The organism is Aeromicrobium sp. CF4.19, assembly GCF_051262555.1.
Lineage (GTDB): Bacteria > Actinomycetota > Actinomycetes > Propionibacteriales > Nocardioidaceae > Aeromicrobium.
In genome coordinates this window covers 1-25,825 of the sequence record NZ_JBIMEU010000001.1, presented here as the reverse complement: position 1 = coordinate 25,825, position 25,825 = coordinate 1, and the positions used below count along the sequence as shown (strand labels likewise).

The 25,825-nt window shown below is 71.4% G+C and carries 25 protein-coding genes; 16 read left to right on the top strand and 9 right to left on the bottom strand.

Annotated features, from left to right (window positions below; translation table 11 throughout):
* The first annotated feature begins 128 nt into the window (after positions 1–128).
* The 4 genes from ACHAAC_RS00125 to ACHAAC_RS00110 all read left to right on the top strand — a co-directional run bounded on the left by ACHAAC_RS00125 (position 129) and on the right by ACHAAC_RS00110 (position 4,322).
* Positions 129–1,502, top strand: coding sequence for a WS/DGAT/MGAT family O-acyltransferase (locus ACHAAC_RS00125; protein WP_435713826.1), 1,374 nt, complete (start codon positions 129–131; stop codon positions 1,500–1,502).
* 105 nt (positions 1,503–1,607) lie between these two features.
* Positions 1,608–2,504, top strand: a complete 897-nt coding sequence (locus ACHAAC_RS00120) for a DMT family transporter (RefSeq protein ID WP_435713825.1) — start codon at positions 1,608–1,610, stop codon at positions 2,502–2,504.
* A 91-nt stretch (positions 2,505–2,595) separates the two neighbouring features.
* A complete protein-coding gene (locus ACHAAC_RS00115) occupies positions 2,596–3,804 on the top strand; it encodes an acyl-CoA dehydrogenase family protein (RefSeq protein ID WP_435713824.1) in 1,209 nt (402 codons plus the stop codon).
* 29 nt (positions 3,805–3,833) lie between these two features.
* Complete coding sequence (locus ACHAAC_RS00110; RefSeq protein WP_435713823.1) at positions 3,834–4,322, top strand: general stress protein; 489 nt, start codon at positions 3,834–3,836, stop codon at positions 4,320–4,322.
* 9 nt (positions 4,323–4,331) lie between these two features.
* Here ACHAAC_RS00110 and ACHAAC_RS00105 read toward each other — a convergent pair whose 3' ends face one another.
* Positions 4,332–4,991, bottom strand: coding sequence for a hypothetical protein (locus ACHAAC_RS00105; protein ID WP_435713822.1), 660 nt, complete (start codon positions 4,989–4,991; stop codon positions 4,332–4,334).
* Between the two features lie 97 nt (positions 4,992–5,088).
* Between ACHAAC_RS00105 and ACHAAC_RS00100 the strand changes: the two genes are divergently transcribed.
* The 4 genes from ACHAAC_RS00100 (at position 5,089) to ACHAAC_RS00085 (ending at position 8,127) form a co-directional block, all read left to right on the top strand.
* Positions 5,089–6,132, top strand: coding sequence for a MaoC family dehydratase (locus ACHAAC_RS00100; RefSeq protein WP_435713821.1), 1,044 nt, complete (start codon positions 5,089–5,091; stop codon positions 6,130–6,132).
* Positions 6,132–6,704: a histidine phosphatase family protein gene (locus ACHAAC_RS00095; protein WP_435713820.1), complete on the top strand. Its 573-nt coding sequence runs from the start codon at positions 6,132–6,134 to the stop codon at positions 6,702–6,704. The genes ACHAAC_RS00100 and ACHAAC_RS00095 overlap by 1 nt, the downstream gene beginning before the upstream one ends.
* Positions 6,705–6,713: 9 nt before the next feature.
* On the top strand, positions 6,714–7,541 hold the full coding sequence (locus ACHAAC_RS00090) for a PHP domain-containing protein (RefSeq protein WP_435713819.1): 828 nt from the start codon (positions 6,714–6,716) through the stop codon (positions 7,539–7,541).
* A 64-nt stretch (positions 7,542–7,605) separates the two neighbouring features.
* On the top strand, positions 7,606–8,127 hold the full coding sequence (locus ACHAAC_RS00085; RefSeq protein ID WP_435713818.1) for a hypothetical protein: 522 nt from the start codon (positions 7,606–7,608) through the stop codon (positions 8,125–8,127).
* A gap of 38 nt (positions 8,128–8,165) precedes the next feature.
* On the opposite strand, the gene ACHAAC_RS00080 is transcribed toward ACHAAC_RS00085, so the two are convergent.
* The 4 genes from ACHAAC_RS00080 to ACHAAC_RS00065 are packed head-to-tail and all read right to left on the bottom strand — an operon-like array spanning position 8,166 to position 11,083.
* The gene (locus ACHAAC_RS00080; RefSeq protein WP_435713817.1) at positions 8,166–8,858 is read right to left on the bottom strand and encodes an FAD-binding oxidoreductase; all 693 of its coding nucleotides are present in this window, start codon (positions 8,856–8,858) and stop codon (positions 8,166–8,168) included.
* A 10-nt stretch (positions 8,859–8,868) separates the two neighbouring features.
* Entirely contained in the window at positions 8,869–9,492 is a 624-nt protein-coding gene (locus tag ACHAAC_RS00075) for a sulfite oxidase-like oxidoreductase (protein WP_435713816.1), read from the bottom strand.
* The gene (locus ACHAAC_RS00070; RefSeq protein ID WP_435713815.1) at positions 9,489–10,331 is read right to left on the bottom strand and encodes an alpha/beta fold hydrolase; all 843 of its coding nucleotides are present in this window, start codon (positions 10,329–10,331) and stop codon (positions 9,489–9,491) included. Before ACHAAC_RS00070 ends, ACHAAC_RS00075 begins: the two co-directional genes overlap by 4 nt.
* Positions 10,328–11,083, bottom strand: coding sequence for an SDR family NAD(P)-dependent oxidoreductase (locus tag ACHAAC_RS00065; RefSeq protein ID WP_435713814.1), 756 nt, complete (start codon positions 11,081–11,083; stop codon positions 10,328–10,330). The genes ACHAAC_RS00070 and ACHAAC_RS00065 overlap by 4 nt, the downstream gene beginning before the upstream one ends.
* 62 nt (positions 11,084–11,145) lie before the next feature.
* On the opposite strand from ACHAAC_RS00065, the gene ACHAAC_RS00060 reads away from it, so the two are divergent.
* Together ACHAAC_RS00060 and ACHAAC_RS00055 are read left to right on the top strand one after the other, a co-directional pair.
* Entirely contained in the window at positions 11,146–11,901 is a 756-nt protein-coding gene (locus ACHAAC_RS00060) for a ParA family protein (RefSeq protein WP_435713813.1), read from the top strand.
* Between the two features lie 26 nt (positions 11,902–11,927).
* On the top strand, positions 11,928–12,575 hold the full coding sequence (locus tag ACHAAC_RS00055) for a L,D-transpeptidase (RefSeq protein ID WP_435713812.1): 648 nt from the start codon (positions 11,928–11,930) through the stop codon (positions 12,573–12,575).
* A gap of 170 nt (positions 12,576–12,745) precedes the next feature.
* Here ACHAAC_RS00055 and ACHAAC_RS00050 read toward each other — a convergent pair whose 3' ends face one another.
* Positions 12,746–14,194, bottom strand: coding sequence for a DEAD/DEAH box helicase (locus tag ACHAAC_RS00050; protein ID WP_435713811.1), 1,449 nt, complete (start codon positions 14,192–14,194; stop codon positions 12,746–12,748).
* A gap of 125 nt (positions 14,195–14,319) precedes the next feature.
* On the opposite strand from ACHAAC_RS00050, the gene ACHAAC_RS00045 reads away from it, so the two are divergent.
* Complete coding sequence (locus tag ACHAAC_RS00045; RefSeq protein WP_435713810.1) at positions 14,320–15,018, top strand: ferritin-like fold-containing protein; 699 nt, start codon at positions 14,320–14,322, stop codon at positions 15,016–15,018.
* Positions 15,019–15,032: 14 nt separating this feature from the next.
* Here ACHAAC_RS00045 and ACHAAC_RS00040 read toward each other — a convergent pair whose 3' ends face one another.
* Genes ACHAAC_RS00040 through ACHAAC_RS00030 form a run of 3 tightly spaced genes read right to left on the bottom strand, consistent with a single transcriptional unit; the run spans position 15,033 to position 16,792 of the window.
* Positions 15,033–15,761, bottom strand: a complete 729-nt coding sequence (locus tag ACHAAC_RS00040) for a YqjF family protein (RefSeq protein ID WP_435713809.1) — start codon at positions 15,759–15,761, stop codon at positions 15,033–15,035.
* Between the two features lie 54 nt (positions 15,762–15,815).
* Complete coding sequence (locus ACHAAC_RS00035) at positions 15,816–16,049, bottom strand: DUF3107 domain-containing protein (protein WP_435713808.1); 234 nt, start codon at positions 16,047–16,049, stop codon at positions 15,816–15,818.
* A gap of 2 nt (positions 16,050–16,051) precedes the next feature.
* Positions 16,052–16,792, bottom strand: a complete 741-nt coding sequence (locus ACHAAC_RS00030) for a TetR/AcrR family transcriptional regulator (protein ID WP_435713807.1) — start codon at positions 16,790–16,792, stop codon at positions 16,052–16,054.
* 130 nt (positions 16,793–16,922) lie between these two features.
* On the opposite strand from ACHAAC_RS00030, the gene moeZ reads away from it, so the two are divergent.
* From moeZ to nudC, 5 genes are read left to right on the top strand one after another with little or no spacing between them, the layout of a single operon-like run.
* The gene (gene moeZ, locus ACHAAC_RS00025) at positions 16,923–18,095 is read left to right on the top strand and encodes an adenylyltransferase/sulfurtransferase MoeZ (RefSeq protein WP_435713806.1); all 1,173 of its coding nucleotides are present in this window, start codon (positions 16,923–16,925) and stop codon (positions 18,093–18,095) included.
* Positions 18,096–18,131: 36 nt separating this feature from the next.
* Complete coding sequence (locus ACHAAC_RS00020) at positions 18,132–18,428, top strand: MGMT family protein (protein WP_435713805.1); 297 nt, start codon at positions 18,132–18,134, stop codon at positions 18,426–18,428.
* 45 nt (positions 18,429–18,473) lie between these two features.
* Complete coding sequence (locus tag ACHAAC_RS00015; RefSeq protein WP_435713804.1) at positions 18,474–21,725, top strand: ATP-dependent helicase; 3,252 nt, start codon at positions 18,474–18,476, stop codon at positions 21,723–21,725.
* Positions 21,725–24,856 (top strand): UvrD-helicase domain-containing protein, encoded by a 3,132-nt coding sequence (locus ACHAAC_RS00010; RefSeq protein WP_435713803.1) that lies wholly within the window; start codon positions 21,725–21,727, stop codon positions 24,854–24,856. Before ACHAAC_RS00015 ends, ACHAAC_RS00010 begins: the two co-directional genes overlap by 1 nt.
* Positions 24,853–25,728 (top strand): NAD(+) diphosphatase, encoded by an 876-nt coding sequence (gene nudC / locus ACHAAC_RS00005; RefSeq protein ID WP_435713802.1) that lies wholly within the window; start codon positions 24,853–24,855, stop codon positions 25,726–25,728. The genes ACHAAC_RS00010 and nudC overlap by 4 nt, the downstream gene beginning before the upstream one ends.
* Positions 25,729–25,825: the final 97 nt, after the last annotated feature.

Sequence of the window (25,825 nt, the reverse complement as noted above, 5' to 3'; positions counted from 1 at the left end):
TCCTTGTCCTCGACGACGGATGTTCACGAATATGTCACACGAGGTGACTTGTGCCACATCCGGTCGTTAGCGTACTGCGGGTACGCCGTCCTGTCCTCATCAACACGAGAGCTGGCCCCATGTCGTTCATGCCTCCCACCGACTCGATGTTCCTGCTCGCGGAGACCAGGGAGCACCCGATGCACGTCGGTGGGCTGCAGCTCTTCGAGCCCCCGTCCGGTTCCGGGCCCGAGTGGACCCGGGAGCTCATCGAGACCTTCCGGGGTGCCGACGACGTGTCCCGGACCTTCCGACGTCGTCCCAAGCAGCCGGTCAGCCTGCTCGGCAGCACCTGGTGGTCCGAGGACACCGCGATCGACCTGGACTATCACGTGCGGCACTCGGCGGTGCCCCAGCCGGGCCGCATCCGTGAGCTGCTGCAGCTGACGTCACGCTGGCACGGGTCGCTGCTGGATCGGCACCGACCGCTGTGGGAGACCCATGTCGTCGAGGGCCTGCAGGACGGGCGCTTCGCGGTGTACAGCAAGATCCACCACGCGATGGTCGACGGCGTCTCGGCCCTGCGCCTGATGCAGCGCTCGCTCTCGGAGGACCCCGAGCGTCGGGACTGCGCGCCGCCGTGGGCCCTTCCCTCGTCCTCGGCGCCGGCAGCGACGCCCGGCGGGTTCGACCCGTTCTCCCTGCTGAGGGCGGGCGCGGGCATGGCGGGCGACGTCGCCGGGATGCTCCCGGCGTCGATGCGCATCGTGGGTCAGGTCCTCAGGGACGGCGACATCACGCTGCCGCGGGCCCCGAAGACCATCCTGAACGGTCCGGTGGGCGGAGCTCGGCGCTTCGCCGCGCAGTCGTGGGAGATCGAGCGCATCAAGCGGGTGGCGAAGTCCTCCTCGACCACCCTCAACGACGTCGTGCTCGCCATGGTCTCGGGTGCCCTGCGCGACTACCTGCTGGAGCAGCACGCCCTGCCCGACGACCCGATGACCGCCATGGTCCCGGTCTCGCTCGCCCTGCGGGCGTCCTCGGCCGGGCAGGACGACGCGGACGGGGGGAACGCCACGGGCGTGATCGTGGTCAACCTCGCGACGGACCGGGAGAGCGGCTCGACCCGGCTGGAGGAGATCGCCTACTCCTCGCGGCAGGCCAAGAAGATCCTGGGTGACCTGACCCCGACGCAGATCCTGGCGTTCTCGGCGCTGCAGATGCTGCCGCTCGCGGCGTACCCGGTGCCCGGGTTCGTCAAGTACACCCACCCACCGTTCAACGTCGTCGTGTCGAACGTGCCCGGGCCGAAGAACCAGACGTACTTCAACGGTGCCCGCCTGGACGGGATGTACCCCGTCTCGATCGTCCTGGACGGCCAGGCCGTCAACATCACCCTGTGCAGCCGCGGTGAGCACCTGGACTTCGGCATCATCGGCTGCCGCCGCTCCGTGCCACACCTCCAGCGACTGCTGATCCATCTGGAGACCGCACTCGCCGAGCTGGAGGAGGCCTGGGGCTGATCGCTCCGAATTTTGTGTGCTCCTGCACGCGAATGGGGAACGCCAAGGGCCTTCGGGTGCAGGGGTTCACAAAATTTGGGGACCTGGGGCGGGCAGGATGGGCGGGTGAACGCCTTCCTCGCCCTCGTGGCGGTGCTCGGGGTCAGCGCCTCCGGTCCGCTCATGGCGGCGATCGCGGCGCCGGCCCTGGCCATCGCCTTCTGGCGCAACGCCGCGGCCACCGCTCTGCTGGCGCCCTGGGCCGCCGCGCGCTCGCGCACCGAGCTGTCGACGCTGGGTGCCCGCCACGTCGCCCTGACGGTGCTGTCGGGGGTCCTGCTCGCCGGGCACTTCGCGGCGTGGGTGACGTCCCTGCAGCTGACCTCGGTCGCAGCGGCCACGGCACTGGTGTCCACCCAGGTCGTCTGGGTCGTGGCGATCGACCGAGTCCTGGGGGAACGGCCCTCCGGGGCCATGCTGCTCGGCTGCGGCGTGGCCGTGGCCGGTGTGCTCGTCGTGACCGGCATCGACCTCACTCTCTCCACCCGAGCACTCGTCGGCGACCTGCTCGCCGTGCTCGGCGGAGCCTGCGCCGCCGGCTACCTGGTCTGCGGCCGCGCCGTGCGCACGCGTCTGTCCACGACGGGCTACACCGCCGCCTGCTACGGCACCTGCTCCGTGGTCCTGCTCGTCGCGGCCCTCGCCACGGGAGCGTCGCTCGTGGGCTTCCCGCTGGAGGTCTGGCTGCTGCTCGCCGCCGTCACGGTGAGCGCCCAGCTGCTCGGTCACTCCCTGCTCAACCACCTGCTGGCCGTCATGAGCCCCACCGTCATCTCGCTGCTGCTCCTGCTGGAGGTGCCCGGCGCAGCGCTGCTGGCGGCGGTCTTCCTCGGCCAGTCCCCGGCGTGGGGCGTCTACGCGGGCCTCGGGCTCATCCTCGCGGGCCTTGCCGTCGTGGTGCGGGGGCGTCGGTCCGACGCCGCCTCATCCGGAGCCGACCCGGCCGTGCCGCCACCGGCGTGAGGGTGTCGGGGGCCTCACCCGGGTGCGCCGGGCGGTCGGCGTTACCGGCCGGTATGGTCAGCAGGTCACGCCAGCCGACACAGGAGCACCCATGGGACGACTCGCCAGCACCGAGGGCCTCAACGACGTCCAGACCGAGATCATCAAGACGGTCCGGCAGTTCGTCGAGGAGAAGATCATCCCGGTGGCCCAGGAGCTCGAGCACGCCGACGAGTACCCCACCGAGATCATCGAGGGTCTCAAGGAGCTGGGTGTCTTCGGTCTGACGATCCCCGAGGAGTTCGGTGGGCTGGGGGAGTCGCTGCTCACGTACGCGCTCGTGGTCGAGGAGATCGCCCGCGGCTGGATGAGCGTCTCCGGTGTCATCAACACCCACTTCATCGTGGCCTACCTGCTCATGCAGCACGGCACCGACGAGCAGAAGCAGAAGTACTTGCCGGCGATGGCCACGGGCGAGGTGCGTGGCGCGTTCTCGATGTCCGAGCCCGCGCTCGGCTCCGACGTCGCGGCCATCACCACCAAGGCGACCAAGGTCGACGACCCAGACTCCGATGGCACCACGTACTCCATCACCGGGCAGAAGATGTGGCTGACCAACGGTGGTACGTCCACGCTCGTCGCGGTGCTGTGCAAGTCCGAGGAGGGCGCCGACTCCGCGTCCAAGAACATGACCACGTTCCTGGTGGAGAAGGAGCCCGGCTTCGGCGAGACGGCGCAGGGCATCACGGTGCCCGGCAAGCTGGAGAAGATGGGCTACAAGGGCGTGGAGACGACCGAGCTCATCCTGGAGGACCACCAGATCGCGGCGGACCAGATCCTCGGTGGCGAGCCCGGCAAGGGCTTCGCCCAGATGATGGACGGGGTCGAGGTCGGCCGCGTCAACGTCGCCGCCCGCGCCTGCGGCCTCGCGATCCGTGGCTTCGAGCTGGCCATCGCCTACGCCCAGCAGCGCAAGACCTTCGGCAAGCAGATCGCCGACCACCAGGCCGTCCTGTTCCGCCTGGCCGAGATGGCCACCAAGGTCGAGGCGTCGCACACGATGATGGTGCGTGCAGCCAGGCTCAAGGACACCGGCAAGCGGCTCGACGTCGAGGCCGGCATGGCCAAGATGCTGGCCAGCGAGTACGCCAACGAGGTCGTGGAGGACTCCTTCCGCATCCACGGTGGCTACGGGTACTCCAAGGAGTACGAGATCGAGCGCCTCATGCGCGAGGTCAAGTTCATGCTCATCGGCGAGGGCACGTCCGACATCCAGAAGATGATCATCGGCCGCTCGCTGCTCAAGGACTACAAGCTCTGAGCTGAGGAACCGCGGTCTACGCTGGAGGCATGGCACCTGTCACCCACGGACCGTTCGCCCTCGACTTCCCGCAGTCTCTCGGCGTCTTCGACGACTACGCGGCGGCCCAGGCGGCCGTCGACCACCTCGCCGACGAGGAGTTCCCGGTCAAGAACGTGCTCATCGTCGGCACCGACCTCAAGCAGGTCGAGCGCGTGACCGGCCGCCTCACGACCGGCCGCGTGGCCCTCATGGGCGCAGCGTCCGGCGCCTGGCTCGGGCTGTTCATCGGCCTGCTCATCGGCCTGTTCGCCGAGCAGGGCAGCTGGGTCTCCACCGTGCTCACCGGCCTCGGTCTCGGCGTCGTCTTCGGCGTCGTCTGGTCCCTGCTCGGCTACGCCGCCACTCGCGGGCAGCGGGACTTCAGCTCGGTCAGCAGCGTCGTGGCCACGAAGTACGAGGTGCTGGTCGAGCACAAGCTGCTGGCACGCGGCCAGGAGCTGCTCGCCCAGCGACCGGGGCAGCCCGTCGACCTCTGAGCCAGCCCCTCAGCGCAGGGCGAGCTCGAGACGACGGGCCTGCGCCTCCAGCTGCGGCGCTGCTGACCGCAGCCGGCCCACCTGCCAGAGCCGGTGGATGACGACTGCGGCGACGAGCGCACCCAGGGTCCCCAGCGTGAGGTCCCCGAGCGTGTCGCGGTAGGCACCGTTGCGCTCCGTGGAGTCGCTCAGGAAGGCGAAGTACTCCGCCACCTCCCAGACCAGCGCGGCGGTCACCCCGAAGGCCAGGGAGCGCTCCACGGTGGCGGCGAACGTCGCCGTGCGGGACAGCGTCAGCAGGATGACGGCAGCCGTCAGGAGGCCGGTGTTCATGAAGTGCACCCAGTCGTCGAACCACACGATGGTGTCGTACAGGTCCATGCGGTTGCCGAGGACGTCGGTGAAGCAGGTGATGGTGACGAAGAGGTCGGCGAGCCACGGGAAGGACGAGCGGTGGCGCCAGAACAGCAGCCACACCACCGGGATGGTGAAGGACAGCATCGGGTAGGTGACGGCGCGCAGGCCGGCGGCCTTGTCGCGCATGTTGCCGAGGTCGGGATGGGACATGGCCAGCGCGAGCAGCAGCAGCAGGGCGATCTTCGCGGTGATGTCGAGCGTCCGGATGACCTGGGGTGTCTCGTGCCTGACGGCGTGGTCGGGCGAGGGCATCTGTGCATCCTAGTGCGCCGTGTCGCGGGGCCCGTGGTCCGTCCCGGCGGCGGGTCTTGGGAAGATGAGCTGCCAGCCGCCCCTCGTGAGGAGATCCATGAGCAAGACCGACCCCGGCAACTTCTTCGAGGACTTCACCGTCGGGCAGGTGATCGAGCACGCGACACCCCGCACCCTCACCGACGGGGACCGTGCCCTCTACTCGGCCATCTACCCGACCCGCTTCTCGATCGCGTCCTCGGCCGAGTTCGCCGCGTCCGTCGGGCTCGCACCAGCACCCGTGGAGGACCTCATCGCCTTCCACGTCGCCTTCGGCAAGACCGTGCCCGACGTCTCGCTCAACGCCGTCGCCAACCTCGGATACGCCGAGTGCCGCTTCCACCGCCCCGTGGTCACGGGCGACACGTTGCGGACGACCTCCGAGGTCATCGGTCTCAAGCAGAACTCCAACGGCAGGACCGGGGTCGTGTACGTCCGCTCCACCGCCACCAACCAGCGAGGCGACGTCGCGCTGGACTGGGTGCGATGGGTGATGGTGCACAAGCGTGACCACGATGCACCAGCGCCCGAGGCCGTGGTGCCGCCGGTCGCCGACGTCGTCGACCCGCAGGACCTTCTGCTTCCCCAGGGGCTGGACCTCACCGACTACGACACCGTCGCAGCAGGGGGGCCGCACCGCTTCGACGACTACGCGGTCGGCGAGAAGATCGACCACGTCGACGGCGTCACCCTGAGCGAGGCCGAGCACATGATGGCCACCCGCCTGTGGCAGAACACCGCCAAGGTGCACTTCAACACCGAGGCGAGGCCCGACGGCAAGCGCCTGGTGTACGGCGGCCACGTCATCTCCATGGCGCGTGCCCTGTCCTTCAACGGCCTGGCGAACGCCCAGCTCGTGGCCGGCATCAACGCCGGCTCGCACGTGGCGCCGGCCTTCGCCGGCGACACGGTGTACGCGTGGTCCGAAGTGCTGGACAAGGCCGCCCCGGACGCCTGGGACGGCACGGGCGTCGGCGCACTGCGCCTGCGTCTGGTGGCCACCAAGGGGCGCGACGAGACCATGACCCTGCGCGGGGAGGACGGGAAGTACGCCGGCGGTGTGCTGCTCGACCTCGACCTCTGGGCCCTGGTGCCGCGCTGATGACCAGCACGCTGTACCTCGTCCGCCACGGTGAGACCGAGTGGAGCCGGACGGGCCGGCACACCGGGACCACCGACCTGCCGCTGACGGAGGCGGGCGAGGCGACCGCACACGGCCTGGCGCACGTGCTGGCCGACCTCGACCCCTCGCTCGTGCTCACCAGCCCGCGCCTGCGGGCCCGTCGCACGGCGGCCCTCGCGGGCTACGGCGAGGCCCAGGTCGAGGACGACCTGGCCGAGTGGGACTACGGCGACTACGAGGGCCTCACGACGCCGCAGATCCGTGAGCAGGTGCCGGACTGGACCGTCTGGAGCCACCCGGTGCCCGGCGGGGAGAGCGCCGAGGACGTGGCGACCCGGCTGGACCGGGTCGTCGACCGGGTGCGCTCGGTCGACGGGACGTCCCTGGTCTTCGCGCACGGCCACTCCCTGCGGGCGCTCACCGCCCGATGGCTGGACCTGCCCGTCGCCGAGGGACGCCACTTCCACCTCGACACCGCGACGTCCTCGGTGCTCGGGGACGACAGGGGCCAGTCCGTGGTGCTGCGCTGGAACGTGCCTGCGCGCGGATAGCCTGACGTCGTGCGCATCGACCTCCACACCCACTCCGACCGCTCCGACGGCACGGACAGTCCTCGTGCGCTGGTGCACAAGGCGGCCCGCGAGGCCGCGCTGGACGTCGTCGCCCTGACCGACCACGACGCCACCACCGGGTGGGCCGAGGCAAGGCTGGCGGCCGACGAGGTCGGCATCACGCTCGTCGAGGGCGTCGAGATCTCCACGACCTACCGCGGCGCGAGCGTCCACCTGCTCGGCTACGCCTTCGACCCGGACGACGCCGCTCTGGTGGAGGAGCTCCGGCGGGTGCGTGCGGGACGCGACGAGCGGTTGCCGAGGATCCTCGCCAAGCTGGCCGAGGCCGGGATGCCGCTCACCGAGGCAGACGTGCTGGTCCACTCCGAGAACGCCGCGGCCACCGGCCGGCCGCACGTGGCGGACGCGATGGTGGCTGCCGGGTACGTGAAGGACCGCACGTCCGCCTTCGACGGCTGGCTGAACACCGGGGGCAGGGCACACGTCGAGCGCTACTCTGCGCCGCTGGAGCAGGCGATCGACCTGGTCAAGGGCGCGGGCGGCCGGACCGTCGTCGCCCACCCGTGGTCACGCGAGAGCCGTGCGGTGCTGGACCTCGAGGTGTTCGCGCACCTCCGGTCTCTCGGCCTGGACGGCATCGAGGTCGATCACGTCGACCACGACCCCGCCTCGCGTGCGGGCCTTCGGGCCATCGCGACCGAGCTCGACCTGGTGATGACGGGCTCGAGCGACTACCACGGCACCGGCAAGTCCGAGGCGTTCAGCCTGGGGGCGAACCTCACCGATCCCGGTCAGCACGAGCGCCTGCTCGGCTGAGTCGGACCCTCCTCCCCGGGTTCCGCTAGCATGCGCGAAGACACCTCACCAGGGAGGCAGCACCATGGGGATGTTCGACAAGATCAAGGCATCGATGACGCCACCGGACCATGCGGCCGTGCTGCAGGCGAGTCTTGGACAGGAGCGCTACCTCGGCCACGCTGTCGCGATCCCCTCGGCCACCGAGAGCACCCGGCGTCACTCGATCCGGGACGCGACCGACGTCGCCCAGGCGGCGGCGCACCGCCTGACCGACAAGATCGTCGAGGACCGCCACATCGGCGGCGACGAGGGCTCGGTCGCGCTGAGCCTGCCTCGCTCGTCGGACCCGATGGTCATCGCCATCTCCGACACTTCCTTGACCTGGTGGAAGTTCGGGCTCGGGGCCAAGAAGACCGAACCGGACCTCGTCGCGAGTGTCCCGCGCGAGGACGTCGTGTCGGTCGCCGACACCGGCAGCCGCAAGGTGCGCGGCCACGTGCGGCTGAGCTTCGCGGACGGTTCGTTCTTCGACTACCAGAGCGTCATGGCGCCGTCGGAGCAGTTCTGGCAGGCCGCGGCAACGTTCGATCCGCCGACCGACTGACGCCGGCGGAGAGACTGCCGCCCCCGAGGAGCGAGGGCTCAGGCGGTCACGCCGAACTGCTCGACCCGCATGACGGACTCCGGCACGGCCTGCTCGCGCAGCAGGCGGGTGGCGTACCCGACGAAGCCCACCGAGCCGCACACGTAGGCTGCCTCGACGTCGTCCAGCAGGGGAGCGACCTCGTCGGGGTAGGGCGTTGCCGCCACGCGGGACCCGAGGTTCTCGCGCGTCAGCGCGACGAAGGCCCCCGCGGCCCGCAGCTCATCGGCGTACGGCAGGACGTCGAGCGTCTTGGCCACGACGACCACACGGAGCCGCTCCTGCAGGCCCTCTGCGACAGCGTGCCGCAGCATCGAGACGACCGGCACCGCTCCGGAGCCGCCCGCGAAGGCGATGGCCCGCTGGGAGCCGTCCCACGTGAACCACCGGCCGATCGGACCCCGCACCTCGACGGTGTCGCCAACCCGGGCCTCGTCGTGCAGGAACCCGGAGACCTCACCGTCGGGCAGCCGTTCGACCATCAGCTCGACGAGCGGGTCGCCCGGCATCGACGCGGTGGAGTAGGAGCGCTGGGCGGTGTATCCGTCCGCGGCCCGCAACCGCACCACCACGTGCTGCCCGGCCCGGTGGGACGTCCAGCCCGGGACGTGCAGCCGCAGCCGCACGAAGCCGTCGATCGGGTGGTCCAGCGCCTGGATCGTCGCGAGCGCCCACGCGGTGTCGTGACTCATGGGCCGGGGCTCACGGATCTCCTTGGTAGCGCTGCTCGCGCCAGGGGTCACCACGATCGTGGTACCCGCCGCGTTCCCAGAAGCCGGGCTCGTCGTGGTCCATGAGCTCGAGCCGGTCCAGCCATTTGGCGGACTTCCAGAAGTACAGGTGCGGCACCAGCAGGCGCACCGGGCCACCGTGCTCCGGGGTCAGGGGCTTGCCGTCGGCCTCCCACACGACCCACGCCCGGCCGTCCCGCACGTCGGCCAGCGGAAGGTTGGTGGTGTAGCCCGACCGGGAGTGCGCCATGACGTGGGTGGCCTCCCCGGCGATGCCGGTGGTGGACAGCAGGGACTCGACACTGACGCCGGTGAAGGTGGTGTCCAGCCGTGACCACGTGGTGACGCAGTGGATGTCGACCGTGAAGGTCTCGTGCGGCAGGTCACGCAGCGCTCGCCAGTCCCACCGGCCGGGGCTCTCGACGGCTCCGTCGACCTGCAGGCCCCAGTGCTCGACGTCGACGTCGGGGGTGGGCTCGGCCGACAGCACCGGCCACAGGGTCCCGGTGTCGTACTGGCCGGGCGGGACCCGGTCGGGCCGGGCGGGACGGCGCCGGCCGACGAAGCCGCGGGTGACGGGCCGGTCGTCGTTCATGAGGTCGCCTCCAGGAAGGGGAGCCAGGTCTCGAGCAGTGCGTCGGGGTTCTCGACGGCGGGGGAGTGGGCGGAGCCCGGCACGACGTGCACGTCGACGCCGAGGCGGGCGGCCGACTCGGCCTGCACCTCGTGCGGCCAGGCGTCGTCGTCGACACCGCGCCCCATCCACACCGGCAGGCCGGTGGCTGCAACCTCGTCGATGCGGTCCGGGGCGTCGAGCAGGTGGCGCGTCATCGCCCGCAGGGAGGCGGCGGCGTTGCTGGTGAAGCGGTGGCGCAGGAACGCGGCGATCTCCGCAGGGGGCGCCTGCCCGGGCGGCATGGCCTGCTCCCGCAGGTCGTGCACCTCGTCGAGAGAGAGGTCGTCCAGGGCCTCGATCATCCGGCCGAGCGGGCGGTCCGCGGACTCGCCCAGCGCCCCGGGGCCGGTGCACAGCAGGCTGACCGAGCGCCACGCCGTGGGGGCGGCGATGACGGCGCTCTGGACGACGAGCCCGCCGAAGGAGTGTCCGAGCAGGTGCGACGCCCGCTCGTCGACCGCGCCGGCCACCACGTGGGCGTCCTCCGCGAACGCCTCGAGGGAGTAGTCGTCGTGCGGTGCACCGGGGGTGTCGAGCTGGCCGCGCTGGTCGTAGGCGGTGGCGGCGAGCCCTGCCGCGCCGAGCAGCGCGACCAGCGGGGTGAAGTCCTCCTTGCTCCCCGTCCAGCCGGGCACGAGCAGCACGTGCGCCCTGGGGGCGGTCGGCCGTGCCACGTGTGCGGCGAAGCTGCCGCGGGAGGTCCGGATGCGCGTGGCCTCGACGCCGGCGGGGATCGTGAGGGTCCGGGGCGTGCTCATCGCCCGCGCTTTGCGACCTTGGCCACGAGCGTGGTCGGCGCATGTCGTGAGAGGAAGGCGAGCACCTTGTAGCGCAGGCTGGGGATGCTGATCGAGCGACCACGCTCCAGATCGCGCAGCGAGGCCTTCACCACGGGACCGGTGCGCAGCCACATCCAGCGCGGGATGGTGCTGGTGTCGGCGCCCATCCGCTGGTGGAACTCCGTGCGGACGAATCCCGGGCACAGCGCCTGGACCCGTACACCGACGTCGGCGTACTGCAGGTTGGCCCACTGGGAGAGGTTGACCAGCCAGGCCTTGTGGGCGGAGTAGGTGCCCCGGGGCGTGAACGCGGCCATGCTCGCGACGTTGATGATGTCACCGTGATGCCGCCCGCTCATCGCCTTCAGCGCGGCGTCCATGAGGTGCATCGGCGCGCGGACCAGGAGGTCGAGCTGCTGGTCCTCCTCGGCGACGTCGGTGGTGCCGAACCAGCCGGGGAAGGAGGATCCGGCGTTGTTGACCAGCAGGTCCACCGGCCGGGTCGTGCTGGTGACGGCGCCGACCGTGGTGGCGAGACCGTCGTCGGAGGTGAGGTCCGCCGTGAGGACGTCGACCTCGATGCCGTGCCTGCTGCGCAGCTCGGTGGCCACCGACTCCAGCCGGACGGTGTCCCTGGCGACGACCACGAGGTCGTGCCCACGGGAGGCCAGCTCGGTGGCGAAGGCGTGTCCGATGCCGGCGGTGGCACCCGTGATGAGTGCTCTGGTCATGATCGCCAGCATGCCACGCACCGTCGTCCCGGTGGACGCGGGCTCGGTGGCATGATGGCCACGTGACGACGACGATCTCAGTGGTGAACCAGAAGGGCGGGGTCGGCAAGACCACGACCGTGGCCTCGCTGGGTGCCGCCCTGGCCGAGCGCGGTCAGCGCGTCCTGCTCGTGGACCTCGACCCGCAGGGAGGGCTGACGTTCTCGCTGGGCATCGATCCCGAGGACGTCGACGTCACCGTGGGTGAGGTGCTGCTCGGCAAGGCCAAGCCGGACGACGCGATCGTGGTCAGCGATGACGGCATGCACATCCTGCCGTCCAACATCACCGTGACGCAGTCCGAGGAGGCCCTCGTCAGCCGCACCGGCCGCGAGCAGCGCCTGCGGGTGGCACTGGACAAGGTGGCCGACGACTACGACTGGATCATCGTCGACTGCCCGCCCACGCTCGGCGTGCTCACGATCAGCGCGCTGTCTGCCTCGCAGGGCGTGCTGATCCCGCTGCAGGCCGAGACCCTCTCCCACCGGGGGGTCGGCCAGCTGCTGGACACCATCCACGACGTCCGTCAGTTCATCAACACCGAGCTGGAGATCATCGGCGTCCTGCCGACGATGTACGACGGTCGCACCAACCACGCCCGTGCCGTGCTGGCCTCCATCGAGGACACGCACGGCCTGCCGGTCGTGCACCCGCCGATCCCCAAGTCCATCCGGTTCGCCGAGGCGCCCGCGATCGGTCGGTCCATCCTGGGCACCCACCGGAACCACAAGGGCGCCGACGCCTACCGTGAGGTCGCGACGTTCCTCCTGCAGCGGTGACGCGGGGCGAAGATAGGATGGGTTCCGTGGGACACCATCGGGCAGCGCGTCGCAGCGTGGTCCACCGCGGCCGGCTCGGCGCCCTCGTCGGTGCCGTGGCCCTCACGCTGGTGATCGGCGTCAGCGGCATCGTGACCCAGCTGAGCAGCGGGCCGGCCTCGGCCGACGACCTGGTGGCTGACGCGGTGGAGCCGGCGCTGCTGGCCGCCGCCCTTCCCGAGGTCGAGCCGCCCGCCGAGCCCGAGGAGCCGGCGGCCGACGCTGACCCTGCCCTGCCTGCCGACTCCGGCGAGGGGCGACGCGTCGTCTTCTCCGAGGGCGATCAGCGGGTCTGGCTGGTGGCCGACGACGGCGCGGTCGAGCGCACGTACCTCGTCTCCGGCAGCAAGCACGACAACCTCGACCCCGGTACGTACGACGTCACGTCGCGCTCGCGGCACGCCACGGCCTTCGACTACTCCGGGACGATGGAGTTCTTCGTCCAGTTCACCACCGGGCGGACGGCTCCGATCGGCTTCCACAGCGTGCCGAAGGACAACGCCGGGGACCTGGAGCAGACCAAGGAGCAGCTCGGCACCGCCCTGTCCGCCGGGTGCGTGCGTCAGTGGCGCGACGACGCCGTGGCCCTGTGGACGTTCGCCGACATCGGGACCACGGTCGTCGTCACCGCCTGAGCCCCGGCCCTCGGAACGGTGACCTGGTCGTCCATCATCGCCCTCGGCGGTGACTGTGTGGCCGAATGGACGCCGATGAGACGACTGATCCACCGCCTCCCGGTCGAACGGGCGACGTAGGACGACCAACTCACCGCTGGGGGAGGGGGTAGAGGGCAGGGGGCCGGTCGCTACTCCGCCGTCTTGGCGACCGTCTCGCCACCGCGGGTGCGGTTGCGGCGGCGTCGACGGCTGCGGCTGGAGCCGCTGCCCTCGCCCTGGCCGCCATCCTGGCGGGCCCCATCCTGGCGGGCACCGCCCTGGGTGGTGGCGTCCTGGCGCTGGCCGTCGCGTCCACCTTGCGAGCGCGAGCCCTGGCCACCACCGGAGCGGCCGCCGCTGCCGGAGCGACCACCGTTGCCGCGTCCGGCGGGCTTGTCCTCCCGCGGCGCCGGCGGCTTGAGCCGGCCCTTGACGTCGCGGGGGATGCCGAGGTCGTGGAAGAGGTGGTCGGAGGTGGAGTACGTCTCCAGCGGCTCGTCGAAGGGCAGGCCGAGCTCGGTGTTGATGAGCTTCCAGCGGGTCAGGTCGGCCCAGTCGACGAACGTGACTGCGATGCCGGAGGCCCCGGCACGACCCGTGCGCCCGATCCGGTGGACGTAGGTCTTGTGGTCCTCGGGGCAGTTGTAGTTGATGACGTGCGTGATGCCGGCGACGTCGATGCCACGGGCTGCGACGTCGGTGGCGACGAGGATGTTGATCTTGCCGTCGCGGAAACGCTGGAGGGCCTTCTCGCGCGCGGTCTGGGCCATGTCGCCGTGCAGCGGGGAGGCGGGGAAGCCGCGGTCCGCCAGGTCGTCGGCGACCCGCTGGGCGGTGCGCTTGGTCCGGGTGAAGACGAGGACACGGCCGACGTCCTCGGCCTGCAGGATTCGTGCGACGACCTCGGCCTTGTCCATCTCGTGCGCCTGCCACACGAACTGTGCGGTGGTGGGCACCATCTGGGTGTCCTCCGAGCTCTCGGCACGGATGTTCATCGGGTGGCGCATGTGCTTGCGGGCCAGGCCGACGATGGCGCCCGGCATGGTGGCCGAGAACAGCATGGTCTGGCGCAGCTCCGACGTCTTGGAGATGATCGCCTCGACGTCGGGCAGGAAGCCGAGGTCGAGCATCTCGTCGGCCTCGTCCAGCACGAGCGCCTTGACGTGCGAGAGGTCCAGCGCGCGACGGTTGGCGAGATCGAGGATGCGGCCGGGGGTGCCCACGACGATGTCGACGCCGGACTCCAGCGCATCCAGCTGCGGCTCGTAGGGCACGCCGCCGTAGATCGTCAGGTTGCGGGTGCCACGGATCCTGGAGGCGGTGGCGACGTCGCCGGCCACCTGGATGGCCAGCTCACGCGTGGGGCAGACGATGAGGGCCTGCGGCTTGCCGGGCGCGGCGAGCTGGTCGTGGTCGGGGTCGTGCGGGGCGACGGCCCGCTGGATCACCGGGATGGCGAAGGCCAGGGTCTTGCCGGTGCCCGTGCGGGCCTGGCCGATGAGGTCGGTGCCCATGAGGGCCACCGAGAGGGTCATCTCCTGGATGGGGAACGGCTCACTGATGCCGACGGCGTCGAGCGCGTCGGCGATCTCGGGCATGACGCCCAGATCTCTGAAGGTAGTCAGGGGTCTCTCGAATCTTGGGACACTGATGGTCGTTGCCCATCCTAACGTCCCGTCCGCCGGCCCTCGGCCGCCGGCGGTGGGGAGTACGCTGCGGTGCCATGGCCCGCCAGGATCCTCCCCCTCCCTCCGCGCTCGACGACCCCGCCTACCGCACGGGCGTGGTGGAGCTGCTCGGACTGCTCGCGCTCGGCGAGATCAGCGCGTGCGAGCGACTGGTGGCCGACGCCCGGATGGCCCCTGACCTGCGGGCCAAGGTCGAGGTCGCAGCGATGGCAGCGGCGGAGTTCCACCACTTCGAGCAGCTGCGCGACCGGCTCGTGGAGCTCGGCGAGGACCCGTTCGCGGCCATGGACCCCTTCGAGTCGATCTTCGCCGCCTTCCACGCCAAGACCCGTCCGTCGGACTTCCTGGAGGGCCTGGTCAAGGCCTACGTCGGCGACGGGCTCGCCTCGGACTTCTACCGCGAGGTCGCGGCCTACCTCGACGGCGAGACCCGCGAGATCGTCGTGGAGACGATGAGTGGCACGGGGCACTCGGACTTCGTCGTGGACCAGGTGCGATCGGCGATCGAGGCAGACCATCGCATCGCCGGTCGGCTGGCCCTCTGGGGCCGACGCCTGATGGGGGAGGCGCTCAGCCAGGCACAGACCGTGGTGGCGGAGCGCGACGCGCTCAGCGCCGTCGTCGTCGGTGGCGCCGACGGTCCCGGCCTGGACCTCGCCGCCATCGGACGCATGTTCACCCGCATCACCGAGGCGCACACCGAGCGGATGGAGACGCTGGGCCTCTCGGCCTGACCCCGCCCGGCGCCTCAGACGCGTCGTGGCAACCCGAAGGTCGTGTGGATGCCCTCGGAGAACAGCACCGAGTCCGGTGCGCGGCCGGCGAGGCCGGGCAGGCCGGCGGCCGTGAGCAGGTCGTCGTCGAGGGAGAGAAGCTCGGCGCGACGCAGCGGCCAGGGCTCGTGGTGGTTCGGAATCCACAGGGTTCGCCCGGCCCAGCGAGTGTGCAGGCCGAAGCGGGCGGTCACGAACTGCTCCACCGGGCCCGGTCTCGCCACGGGCTCGCGGACCTGCACCGACATCGTCGCGGACGCCCCGCGCGGAGTCGGCCAGCGGCGCCGCGAGCGACAGGTGAGCAGGTCCGCATCGCGCTCGAACCGCATCCGCGCCCAGGCGTAGGGCGTCGCGAAGGCCAGCCTCGCCCCGAGAGCGACCAGCAGGCGTGAGGTCTCCAGGGAGAGGAACACGACGCCGTGGCGTCCTCGGTCGTCGACGGAGTAGAGCCGGACGTTCAGCTCCGGGAAGTCCCCGAGGTAGGGCACGGCCGGCCCACGCCCGAGCCCGGCGCGGTGCATCGTGAACGGGATCAGTCCCACGTAGGTCCGTCCGTCGAGCACGTCCGGCCGGGTGCCCGTCGGCAGGAGGTGGCTCACCCGCTCCGGGTCGACCGCCCAGTGGACGAAGGCGATGTCACGCCAGTCCTGACGCATGATGCGTGGCCCCGACAGCGGGGGTGCTGCCGGGTCGAAGGAGCTCACTCCCTGAGTATCCGGCCCGGACCGTGCTCTCGCAGCGCGCCGGGCCCGCTGGGCTCAGCCGCTGGTGCCGAGCCCGAACCCGACCTTGCGGCCGCCCTCGGCGGTGAAGTACAGGTAGGCGACCTTGTCCGCCGGGACCGCGACGGTGCGGCCCTTGGCGTCGGTGAGGCTGAACAGACGATCGTCGCCGAGTGCGCCCTGCAGCGCCTCCAGCACGGTGTCAGGGGCCTCGTCGGTGTCGACGGACAGCTCGCGTGCGGCGTTCTGGACGCCGATCTTGACCTCCATGGTCAGACTTCTCCTTCGTGTCGGTCACTCTGCTGGACGGGCTCGCCCTGTTCACTGTGCATGAGCTCGCTCCGCTCACTCTGCTGCATGAACTCGCTCCGCTCACTCTGCTGCATGAACTCGCTTCGCTCGTGGGGGAACCCGCCGATGCCCCGCCAGGCGAGGTTGCCCAGCAGTCGGACGGCGTCGTCCTTGTCCAGTGTGGACTCCGTCGCCAACCAGTTGCGGGCGGCGACGTGCCCCATGCCCACCAGGCTCAGGGCGAGCAGCTGGGCAGCATCGGCGGGAAGGCTGGTGTCCTCGCGGATGACCTCGGCGATCGCCTGCGCGGACTCGACGATGACGCGGTCGACCTCGGCGCGGACGTCGGGGTCGTTGGTGAGGTCGGACTCGAAGACGAGCCGGAACGCGGCGCCCTCGTCGGCGACGTAGGTGAACCAGAGGTCCATCGTGGCCTGGACACGCTGACGGTTGTCGGTCGTGGAGGCCAGGGCCTGCTTCACGGCATCGATGACGGTGTCGCGTGAGGTCTCCAGCAGCGCCAGGTAGAGGTCGAGCTTGCCGGGGAAGTGCTGGTACACGACCGGCTTGGACACCCCGGCACGCTCGGCGATCTCATCCATCGATGCCGAGTGGTACCCCTGCTCGACGAAGACCTCGAGCGCCACCTCCAGCAGCTGGGCCCGACGTGCGCTGCGAGGCAGCCGCCCCGATCGGGGGCGGTCGGGCATCTGCTGGGTCACCGGGCCAGCCTAGACCGCAGGGGTGTCCGACCCGCGGACGGTGACACGGCACGGCGCCGATCCGGGAACAATGGTCACCGGTGCCGGTGTTGGAACCGGTGAAAGACGTCACCCAGCCAAGGAGGACCCCGTGGTCGCCCCTCTCGTGGAACCCGCCGACGAGCTCACCATCGACGAGGTCCGCCGCTACAGCCGGCACCTGATCATTCCCGACGTCGGGATGGTGGGCCAGAAGCGACTCAAGAACGCGAAGGTCCTCGTGATCGGGGCCGGCGGCCTCGGCAGCCCGGCGCTGCTCTACCTCGCCGCGGCCGGCGTCGGCACGCTCGGCATCATCGACGACGACGTCGTGGACGAGTCCAACCTGCAGCGCCAGATCATCCACGGCCAGTCCGACATCGACCGGCCCAAGGCGGAGTCCGCCGCGGCGTCGGTGGCCGAGACCAACCCGTACGTCACGACGGTCGTGCACAACGAGCGCCTCGACAACGACAACGTCCTGGAGATCTTCGCCCAGTACGACCTCATCGTCGACGGCACCGACAACTTCGCGACGCGCTACCTCGTCAACGACGCGGCGGTCATCCTCGACAAGCCTTACGTGTGGGGCTCCATCTTCCGCTTCGAGGGCCAGGTGTCGGTGTTCTGGGCCCAGGAGGGCCCGCAGTACCGCGACCTCTACCCCGAGCCGCCGCCGCCGGGCATGGTCCCCTCCTGCGCCGAGGGCGGCGTCCTGGGTGTCCTGTGCGCCTCGATCGGCTCGATCATGGTCACCGAGGCCATCAAGCTCATCACCGGCATCGGCGACCCGCTGATCGGCCGGCTGATGGTCTACGACGCGCTGGAGATGCGCTACTCCACCCTCAAGGTCCGCCGCGATCCCAACGGTGAGCTGCCGACGCAGCTGATGGACGACTACGAGGCGTTCTGCGGGGCCATCAGCGACGAGGCCGCCGACGCCGCCGCGGACTCCACCATCTCGGTGGGGACGCTCGACGGCTGGCTCAAGGAGCGGGCCGACGGCGGCCGGGACTTCGTGCTGGTCGACGTGCGAGAGCCGGTCGAGCACGACATCAACAACATCCCCGGTGCCGTGCTGATCCCCAAGGGCGACTTCCTCAGCGGCAAGGCGTTCGAGCAGCTGTCCCAGGACACGCAGGTGGTGCTGCACTGCAAGTCGGGCGTCCGCTCGGCCGAGGCGCTCGCGGTGCTCAAGGGTGCTGGGTACGCCGACGCCGTGCACGTCGGCGGTGGCGTCGTGGCGTGGGTCAACCAGATCGACCCGAGCCAGCCCAGCTACTGAGCACCCGTCGGCCGACGGCCCATCGAGGACGGCGACATGGACGAGCACTACGTGGAACGGGTGCTGCGGTTGGTCGAGGCGATCCCTGAGGCACGGGCGATCACCTACGGCCGCATCGCCGAGCACCTCGCGGGTGGCTACGGCCCGCGCTACGTGGGACGGGTGATGTCGACGTACGGCCACTCCGTGTGCTGGTGGCGGGTCGTGCGGGCCGACGGGACCCTCGCGCCGCCGCTCATGCTGGAGGCCCAGCAGCGGTGGATCGAGGAGGGCATGCCGGTGCGACGCGGACGCGTCCACCTCGCCGAGGCGCTCTGGGACGTCGACGCCTGAGGCGGCTGGTCCGAGGTGTCCGGACCGTCTGGTGGGATGGTCCCCATGCCCGTCGAGTACCTGCTGCAGCGCCCCGGTGACGGTCCGGTGCGTCCGCCGGTACGGCTGGATCCCACGCAGCAGCAGGTGATCGACCACGTCGCCACGGTCGGGGGCCCGCTGCAGGTGCTCGCCGGGCCGGGAGCGGGCAAGACCACCACGCTCGTGGAGCTCGTGGCCGACCGGGTGCACGGCGGAGCGGTCGGCACCGATGAGGTGCTGGTCCTGACCTTCAGCCGCAAGGCCGCCCAGGAGGTGCGGTCGCGGATCGCCCGCCGGCTGGACCGCACCACGGCGACGACGCCGGCCATGACGTTCCACTCCTTCTGCTACGCCCTGCTGCGCGCCGAGCAGCCGGCCTCGGAGTACGCCCAGCCCATCAGGCTGCTGAGCGCTCCCGAGCAGGACGCCGTCATCGCCGAGGTCCTCGCCGGCACCGACCCCGAGCAGTGGCCCACAGCGCTGCGGCCCGCCCTACGCACCCGCGGGCTCACGACCGAGCTGCAACGACTCATGGGTGCAGCTCGTGCCCGGGGCATGGACGCTCTCGACCTCGAGCACCTGGGGGACGAGCACGGCCGGGCGGACTGGTCCGCGGCGGGCCGGTTCTTCGACGAGCTCACCGCGGTCGCCAGCTTCGCCAACACGATCGACCACACCGATCTCGTCTTCCAGGCGGTCCGTCTGCTCCAGGACCCCGACGTCCGCGAGCGGTGGCGGCGCCGGCTCCGACTCGTCGTGGTCGATGAGTACCAGGACACGGACCCGCTCCAGGTCGCGCTGCTGCAGGCGCTGGCCGGTGACGGCCGGGACCTCGTCGTGGTCGGCGACCCGTACCAGTCCATCTACGGATTCCGCGGGGCCGACGTCACCGGCATCCTGCGGTTCCGCGAGAACTTCACGTGGGCCGGCGGCCGCCCGGAGACCATCACCCTGGGTCGCACCAACCGCTACGGGCCCACCATCGCGGCCGCCGTGCGATCGGTGGTGGAGAACCGTGGCGCGCTCGGCGCCGTCGACGGGAGTCGGTTCGATGCCCTCAGGCGTCCGGAGTCGACCGTGGAGGACCCCGGGACGGTGCAGGTGCACACCTACGCCTCGGCCACCGCCGAGGCCGAGCACATCGCACTGACGCTGCGTGAGGCCCACCTCAAGGCCGAGGTGCCGCTGGCCTGGGACCGCATGGCCGTCCTGGTGCGTTCCGGGGCCCAGCTCGGTCCGCTGCAGCGCACCCTCACCGCCGCCGGCGTCCCCGTCGAGGTCGCCGGAGACGAGCTCCCGCTCGTGCTCGAGCCGGCCGTCCGCACGCTCGTTGGGGCGCTGCACGCCGCCGAGACCCTGCACCGTGGAGAGCACCTCGACCCCGCCGTCGCCGCCGCCCTGCTCACCGGACCGCTCGGTGGGCTCGACGCCGGGTCGCTGCGTCGCCTCGGCCGCGTCCTGCGTCGGGCCGAGGCCGATGCCGAGGGCAGGCCGCGGTCCTCACGCCTCCTCGTCGCCGAGGCGCTCGCCGACGCCACCTTCCTCGACTCGCTGCGGGCTCCCGGGCCCACCGGCGACGCGGTCGCTGCTGCCCGCGACGTCGCCCGGCTGCTCGGCCGTGCAGCGCAGCAGATCGACGCCGACGCCTCGGCGGAGGAGGTGCTGTGGACCCTGTGGGACGGCACCTCCTGGCCCCGCCGCCTGCAGGCCGAGGCCGAGGGCGACGGGGAGGGCGCCGGCCGCGCCGACCACGACCTCGACGCCCTGTGCGCGCTGTTCGCCGAGGCGGCCAGGGCCGAGGAGCGTGAGGCGCACCGTACGGTCGCCGAGGTGGTCCGGGCGCTGGAGTCCCAGCAGATTCCCGGCGACACGCTCGCCCAGCAGGGCCAGAGCGGCGCAGCAGTGCAGCTGATGACCGCGCACCGCTCCAAGGGGCTGGAGTGGGACCTCGTGGTCGTCGCCGGCGTCCAGGACGACGTCTGGCCCGACACCCGGCTGCGCAGCACGCTGCTGCAGGCCGACCGACTCGGTGTCGACGGCCCGCTCCCGCCGGCGACGGCCCGCACGTCCGCTGCGGAGGAACGTCGGCTGTTCTACGTCGCCTGCAGCAGGGCCCGCCGACACCTCGTCGTCACGGCGGTCCAGAGCGGCACCGACGAGGGCGACCAGCCCTCGCGCTTCGTCACCGAGCTGCACGCCCACGTCAGCGGAGCAGCGCCCACGACGCGCTCGCTGCCCGAGGTCCGGCACCGCCCGCACCGGGCCATGTCACTGCGCTCGGCCGTCGCGGAGCTGCGCCGCATCGGGGAGGGCACCGAGGACCCCGCCGTCCGCCGCCGGGCCGCCGAGCAGCTCGCCCGGCTGGCCACGCACCCTGCGGGGCGCGCCGCCCATCCGCAGCACTGGTGGGGCCTGGCCGCGCCCACGGCCGCCGAGACCCCGGTCCGTCCCGCAGACACGCCGCTGCGGCTCTCCGGCAGCCAGGTCTCCACGCTGATGACGTGCCCGTTGCAGTGGTTCCTGGATCACGAGGCGCGCGGCGGCCAGGGCACCAGCTCCGCCCAGGGCTTCGGCTCGATCGTGCACGCGATCGCCGCCGACGTCGTGGAGTCCGGGCTGGAGGCCGACCCGGTCGCGCTCGCGGCCCACCTGGATGAGGTCTGGCCCGAGCTGGAGTACGCGCCCTGGGTCTCGGGGCGGGAGAAGCAGGCGGCCGTCGAGGCCATCGGCCGGTTCTGCCGCTGGCACACCGAGAACCCGCGCGAGGTCGTCGCGGCCGAGCACGACTTCACCGTCGAGGTCGACGTCGACGGCCGCACGGTGCAGCTGAGCGGCTCGATGGACCGTGTGGAGGTCGGTGTCGACGGCGTCCACGTCGTCGACCTCAAGACGTCCAAGAACCCGCCCGGCAGCAAGGACATCGCGGTCCACCCCCAGCTGGGCGTCTACCAGGTCGCCGTCGACGCCGGTGCCACGGCGGACGTCGCCGAGGGGGCGCCGGCCGCTGGAGCGGAGCTCGTGCAGCTGCGTGCCGAGGCGGGCAGCACCGGGTTGCCGAAGGTCCAGCCCCAGGACGGTCCACGTCCCGACGAGCCGTTCATCGCGCTCGAGCAGCTGCGTCGCTCCGTGCACGCCATCGACGCCGAGGAGTTCGTGGCCACGGCCTCGCAGTCCGCGTGCGGCTACTGCCAGTTCCACCGCGTGTGCCCGGCCCAGGACGCCGGGGCCAGCGTGCTCGTGCGTCAGCAGGAGCGTCACGGTCGGGCAGGTGGATGATGAGGGCCGTCCGCGACATCGACCACCTCCGTGACCTGCTCGACATCCCGTTCTCCGAGGCTCAGGCCGAGGCCATCACGGCCGGACTCGACCGCCCCGGGGCGATCATCGCCGGGGCCGGCTCGGGCAAGACGACGGTGATGGCCGCACGTGTGCTGTGGCTCGTGGGCCACCTGGACGTCCCACCCGAGCGGATCCTCGGCCTGACGTTCACCAACAAGGCCGCCGCGGAGCTGGGTCAGCGCATCCGCGCCGGCCTGGAGCACCTGCCCGAGGACCCCGACGAGCCGCGCGGCGACCCGGTCGCCTCCACCTACCACGCGTTCGCGGGCTCGCTCATCGCCGAGCACGGGCTCAGGCTCGGCATCGAGCCGGACCTGCGCATCGTCACCGATGCGTCGCGGTTCCAGCGGATGGCTCGCGTCATCGAGTCCCACGACGGACCTCTGGAGCACATCGGCACCCACGTGCCGACACTCGTCGGGCAGGTCATGGCGCTGGACTCCCAGCTCTCCGAGCACCTGGTCGAGCCGCAGACGCTGCGCGAGCACGACGCGGCCGTCGTGGCCGAGTTCGATGCGCTCGGCAAGCCCGCCCTGCTGCGCGACGCGGCCGCCACCGCGCGTCGCCGCACCGAGCTGAGCGTGCTCGTGGAGCGCTACCGCGCGGCCAAGGCCGCCGAGGGCGTCATGGACTTCTCCGACCAGATGGCCTGGGGCGCCCGGCTCGCCGCCCTGCCGGAGGTGGGCGAGGCGATGCGCGAGCGCTACGGCGTCGTCCTGCTCGATGAGTACCAGGACACCTCTGTGGCCCAGCGCGACCTCCTTCGCCACCTGTTCTCCGGGCTCCCCGTCACCGCGGTCGGCGACCCCGCCCAGGGCATCTACGGGTGGCGCGGGGCAGCCACCGGCAACCTCGAGGACTTCCTCGAGGACTTCCCCGCCTCGGACGGTGCCCGCGGACGCCAGTTCGCCCTCGTGGAGACCCGGCGGTGCGCTCCGGAGATCATCGACGTCGCCAACCACCTCGCGTCGCCCTTCTACGCCACATCCGCGGTGGTCCAGCCGCTGGTCTCGGCGCTGCCGCCCGGCGGGCGCGTCGACGTGGCGCTGCACGCCACCGTCGGTGAGGAGATCGCCGCGCTGGTGGCCGAGGTCGTGCGCGTGCACGACGCCGGCACGTCGTGGAAGGACGTCGCCATCCTCGTCCGCGTCGCCCGGGAGAACGGCGAGATCGTCAAGGCGCTGCGCGACGCGCACGTGCCGTTCGAGATCGTGGGCCTGGCCGGGCTGCTCGCCCAGCCGGAGGTGCTCGACGTCCTCTCGCTGCTGGAGGTCGTCGAGGACGTCACGGCCAACCCGGCGCTGCTGCGGCTGCTTTCCGGCCCGCGCTGGAACATCGGCCCCCGTGACCTCGCCCTGCTCGGCAGGCGTGCCGGTGCGCTGAGCGGACGAAGCGGTGGGCGTGACGACGAGACCACCCTCGCCGATGAGCTCGCGCGGGCCGTCGAGGGCACCGACCCCACCGAGGTCGTCTTGCTGGCCGACGCCCTCGACGACCCGGGTGAGCTCCTGTACGACCCGAGCGCACCACCGCGCTTCGCCGACCTCTCCCGCGTCATCCGTCTCGTCCGCAGCCACGTCGGCGAGCCACTGCTCGACCTCGCCCGCCGCGCCGTCCGCGCCCTCGACGTCGACATCGAGCTGGAGGCCGGCGACGTCGCGGGAGGCACCGACAACCTGGCGCTGTTCCTGGAGGCCGTCGCCGCGTACGGACAGACCGACCGGTACGCCTCGCTGTCCGGGCTCGTCGCCTACCTGCGTGCCGAGCAGGACTTCAACGACGGCATGGAGGTCTCCACGCCGTCGGAGTCCGACTCCGTCAAGCTGCTCACGGTGCACAAGGCCAAGGGCCTGGAGTGGGACACGGTCCTCGTGCCGCTCGTCTCCGAGACCGTCTTCCCCTCGGGAGGTGGACGTCCCAACTGGACCACCAGCACCCACACGCTGCCGGCCTCCCTGCGCGGGGACGCCGCGAGCCTGCCCGAGCTGGCCGAGTGGACACCGTCCGCGGGTGCCGAGTACAAGAAGGCGCTGCGTCAGGAGGCGCTGATGGAGGAGCTTCGCCTGGGGTACGTCGCCTACACCCGGGCGAAGCGGCGCGTCGTGGTCACCGGGCACTGGTGGGGACGCACGCAGCTGAAGCCCCGCGGCCCGTCGGCCTTCCTGACCACCACCCGTGACTGGCTGGCCGAGCAGGGCGTCCAGCCACTGCACTGGGCTCCCGCCCCGGCCGAGGACGAGACCAACCCCAACCTCGTGCTCGCCGACGGCATCGCCTGGCCGGCGGCACCGCCACCGCTGCAGGGCCGACGCGCCCTGGCCGCGGAGGTCGTGTCGGCGCTGGAGGAGCCGGGCGAACCCGCCCCGGAGCTGCCCACAGACCGGTTGGCGGAGCTGTCTGCCGACATCGACCTCCTGCTGGCCGAGGCCGAAGCGGCGGCTGCTCCCACGCGCGTCGTCCCGGTGCCGCAGGCCCTGTCGGCCACCGCCGTGCTGGCGATGCACGAGGACGAGGCGGCGTTCGCCCGCTCGCTGGCCCGCCCGATGCCGCGCAGGCCCTCGGGAGCGGCACGCTTCGGCACGCGCTTCCACGCCTGGGTGGAGGCGCACTACGGCCAGCAGCCGCTGCTCGACCCGACCGAGCTGCCCGGTCAGGGCGACGTCGACCTCGCCAGCGACGCCGAGCTCGACGAGGTGATCGCGATGTTCGAGGCTGGTCCGTACGGCGACGCGACCCCCCACGCCATCGAGGCGCCGTTCTCGATCGTCCTGGCCGGGCAGCAGGTGATCGGGCGCATCGACGCCGTCTTCGGGGCGCGGACGCCTGACGGGCCCGGCTTCGAGGTGGTGGACTGGAAGACCAGCCGCACGACGTCGGCTGACCCCCTCCAGCTGAGCCTGTACAGGCTCGCCTGGGCCGAGCTGCAGGGCATCGACCCTGCGCGGGTCACGGCGGCGTTCTACTACGTCCGGCTCGGAGAGGTGCAGCGCTTCGGCGCCGACGAGCTGCTCGGCCGCGAGGCGCTGGAGCGGCTGGCCGGGGAGGCGGGTCCTACGCTGACGCCGTGAGCATCTTCGCCTTCGACCGATCCCACCACGACCGACAAGGGGCTCTGCGCAAGGACGACCTCTGGCGAGCCGAGGACCCGCGCGTCCTGGTGCTCGGCGGCGAGCACGTGGCCACGACCGATGGTCCCGCAGTGCGCTGGATCAGCCTGCAGGAGGCGCCCGAGGGGGAGTGGATCTACCTCGGCGAGCAGCACGGTCGACACCATGCCGCCGTCGTGGTCGATCGGGTGGCGGAGGAGCTCGGGCCCATGAGCCTGCGCATCCTGGCGCCGCTGCTGGACTCCGACGAGCTCTCCCTCGCCCTGCACGGCGTCGCCATGGCCCGATGGCTCATGAGCACGCCGTTCTGTCCGGTCTGCGGTACCCGCACGCAGGTTCGCCAGTCCGGCCACCTGCGCGTGTGCAGCGTCGACGACGGAGGCTGCGGGAAGAGCCACTTCCCGCGCACCGATCCCGCCGTCATCATGCTCATCACCGACGACGAGGACCGGGCGCTGCTCGGGCGTCAGGCCGCGTGGCCCGAGGGCCGCTACTCCACGCTGGCGGGCTTCGTGGAGCCGGGGGAGACGCTGGAGGATGCCGTGCGTCGGGAGGTCGACGAGGAGGTGGGGGTCGGCGTCGGCGAGGTCCGCTATGCCGGCAGCCAGCCCTGGCCCTTCCCCGCCAGCCTCATGCTGGGCTTCCACGGACGTGCGACGACCACCGAGATCACGATCGACGAGGTCGAGATCGCCGAGGCGCGCTGGGTGACGCGCGAGGAGCTCAAGGCAGAGGCCGACGCCGGCACCCTCCTGCTGCCACCGCGAGGCGTCTCCATCTCCAGCTGGCTGGTGGAGTCCTGGCTCCGCGAGGAGATCACGGCCACGTGGTAGCCGGGGCCGGGTGACCGGGAGAGGATCTGCACGGTTTTCCTTCGTCTGCACGGGAAGCAACTCGTGCACACGGAAGAATCCCGTGCAGCTGTGCTGG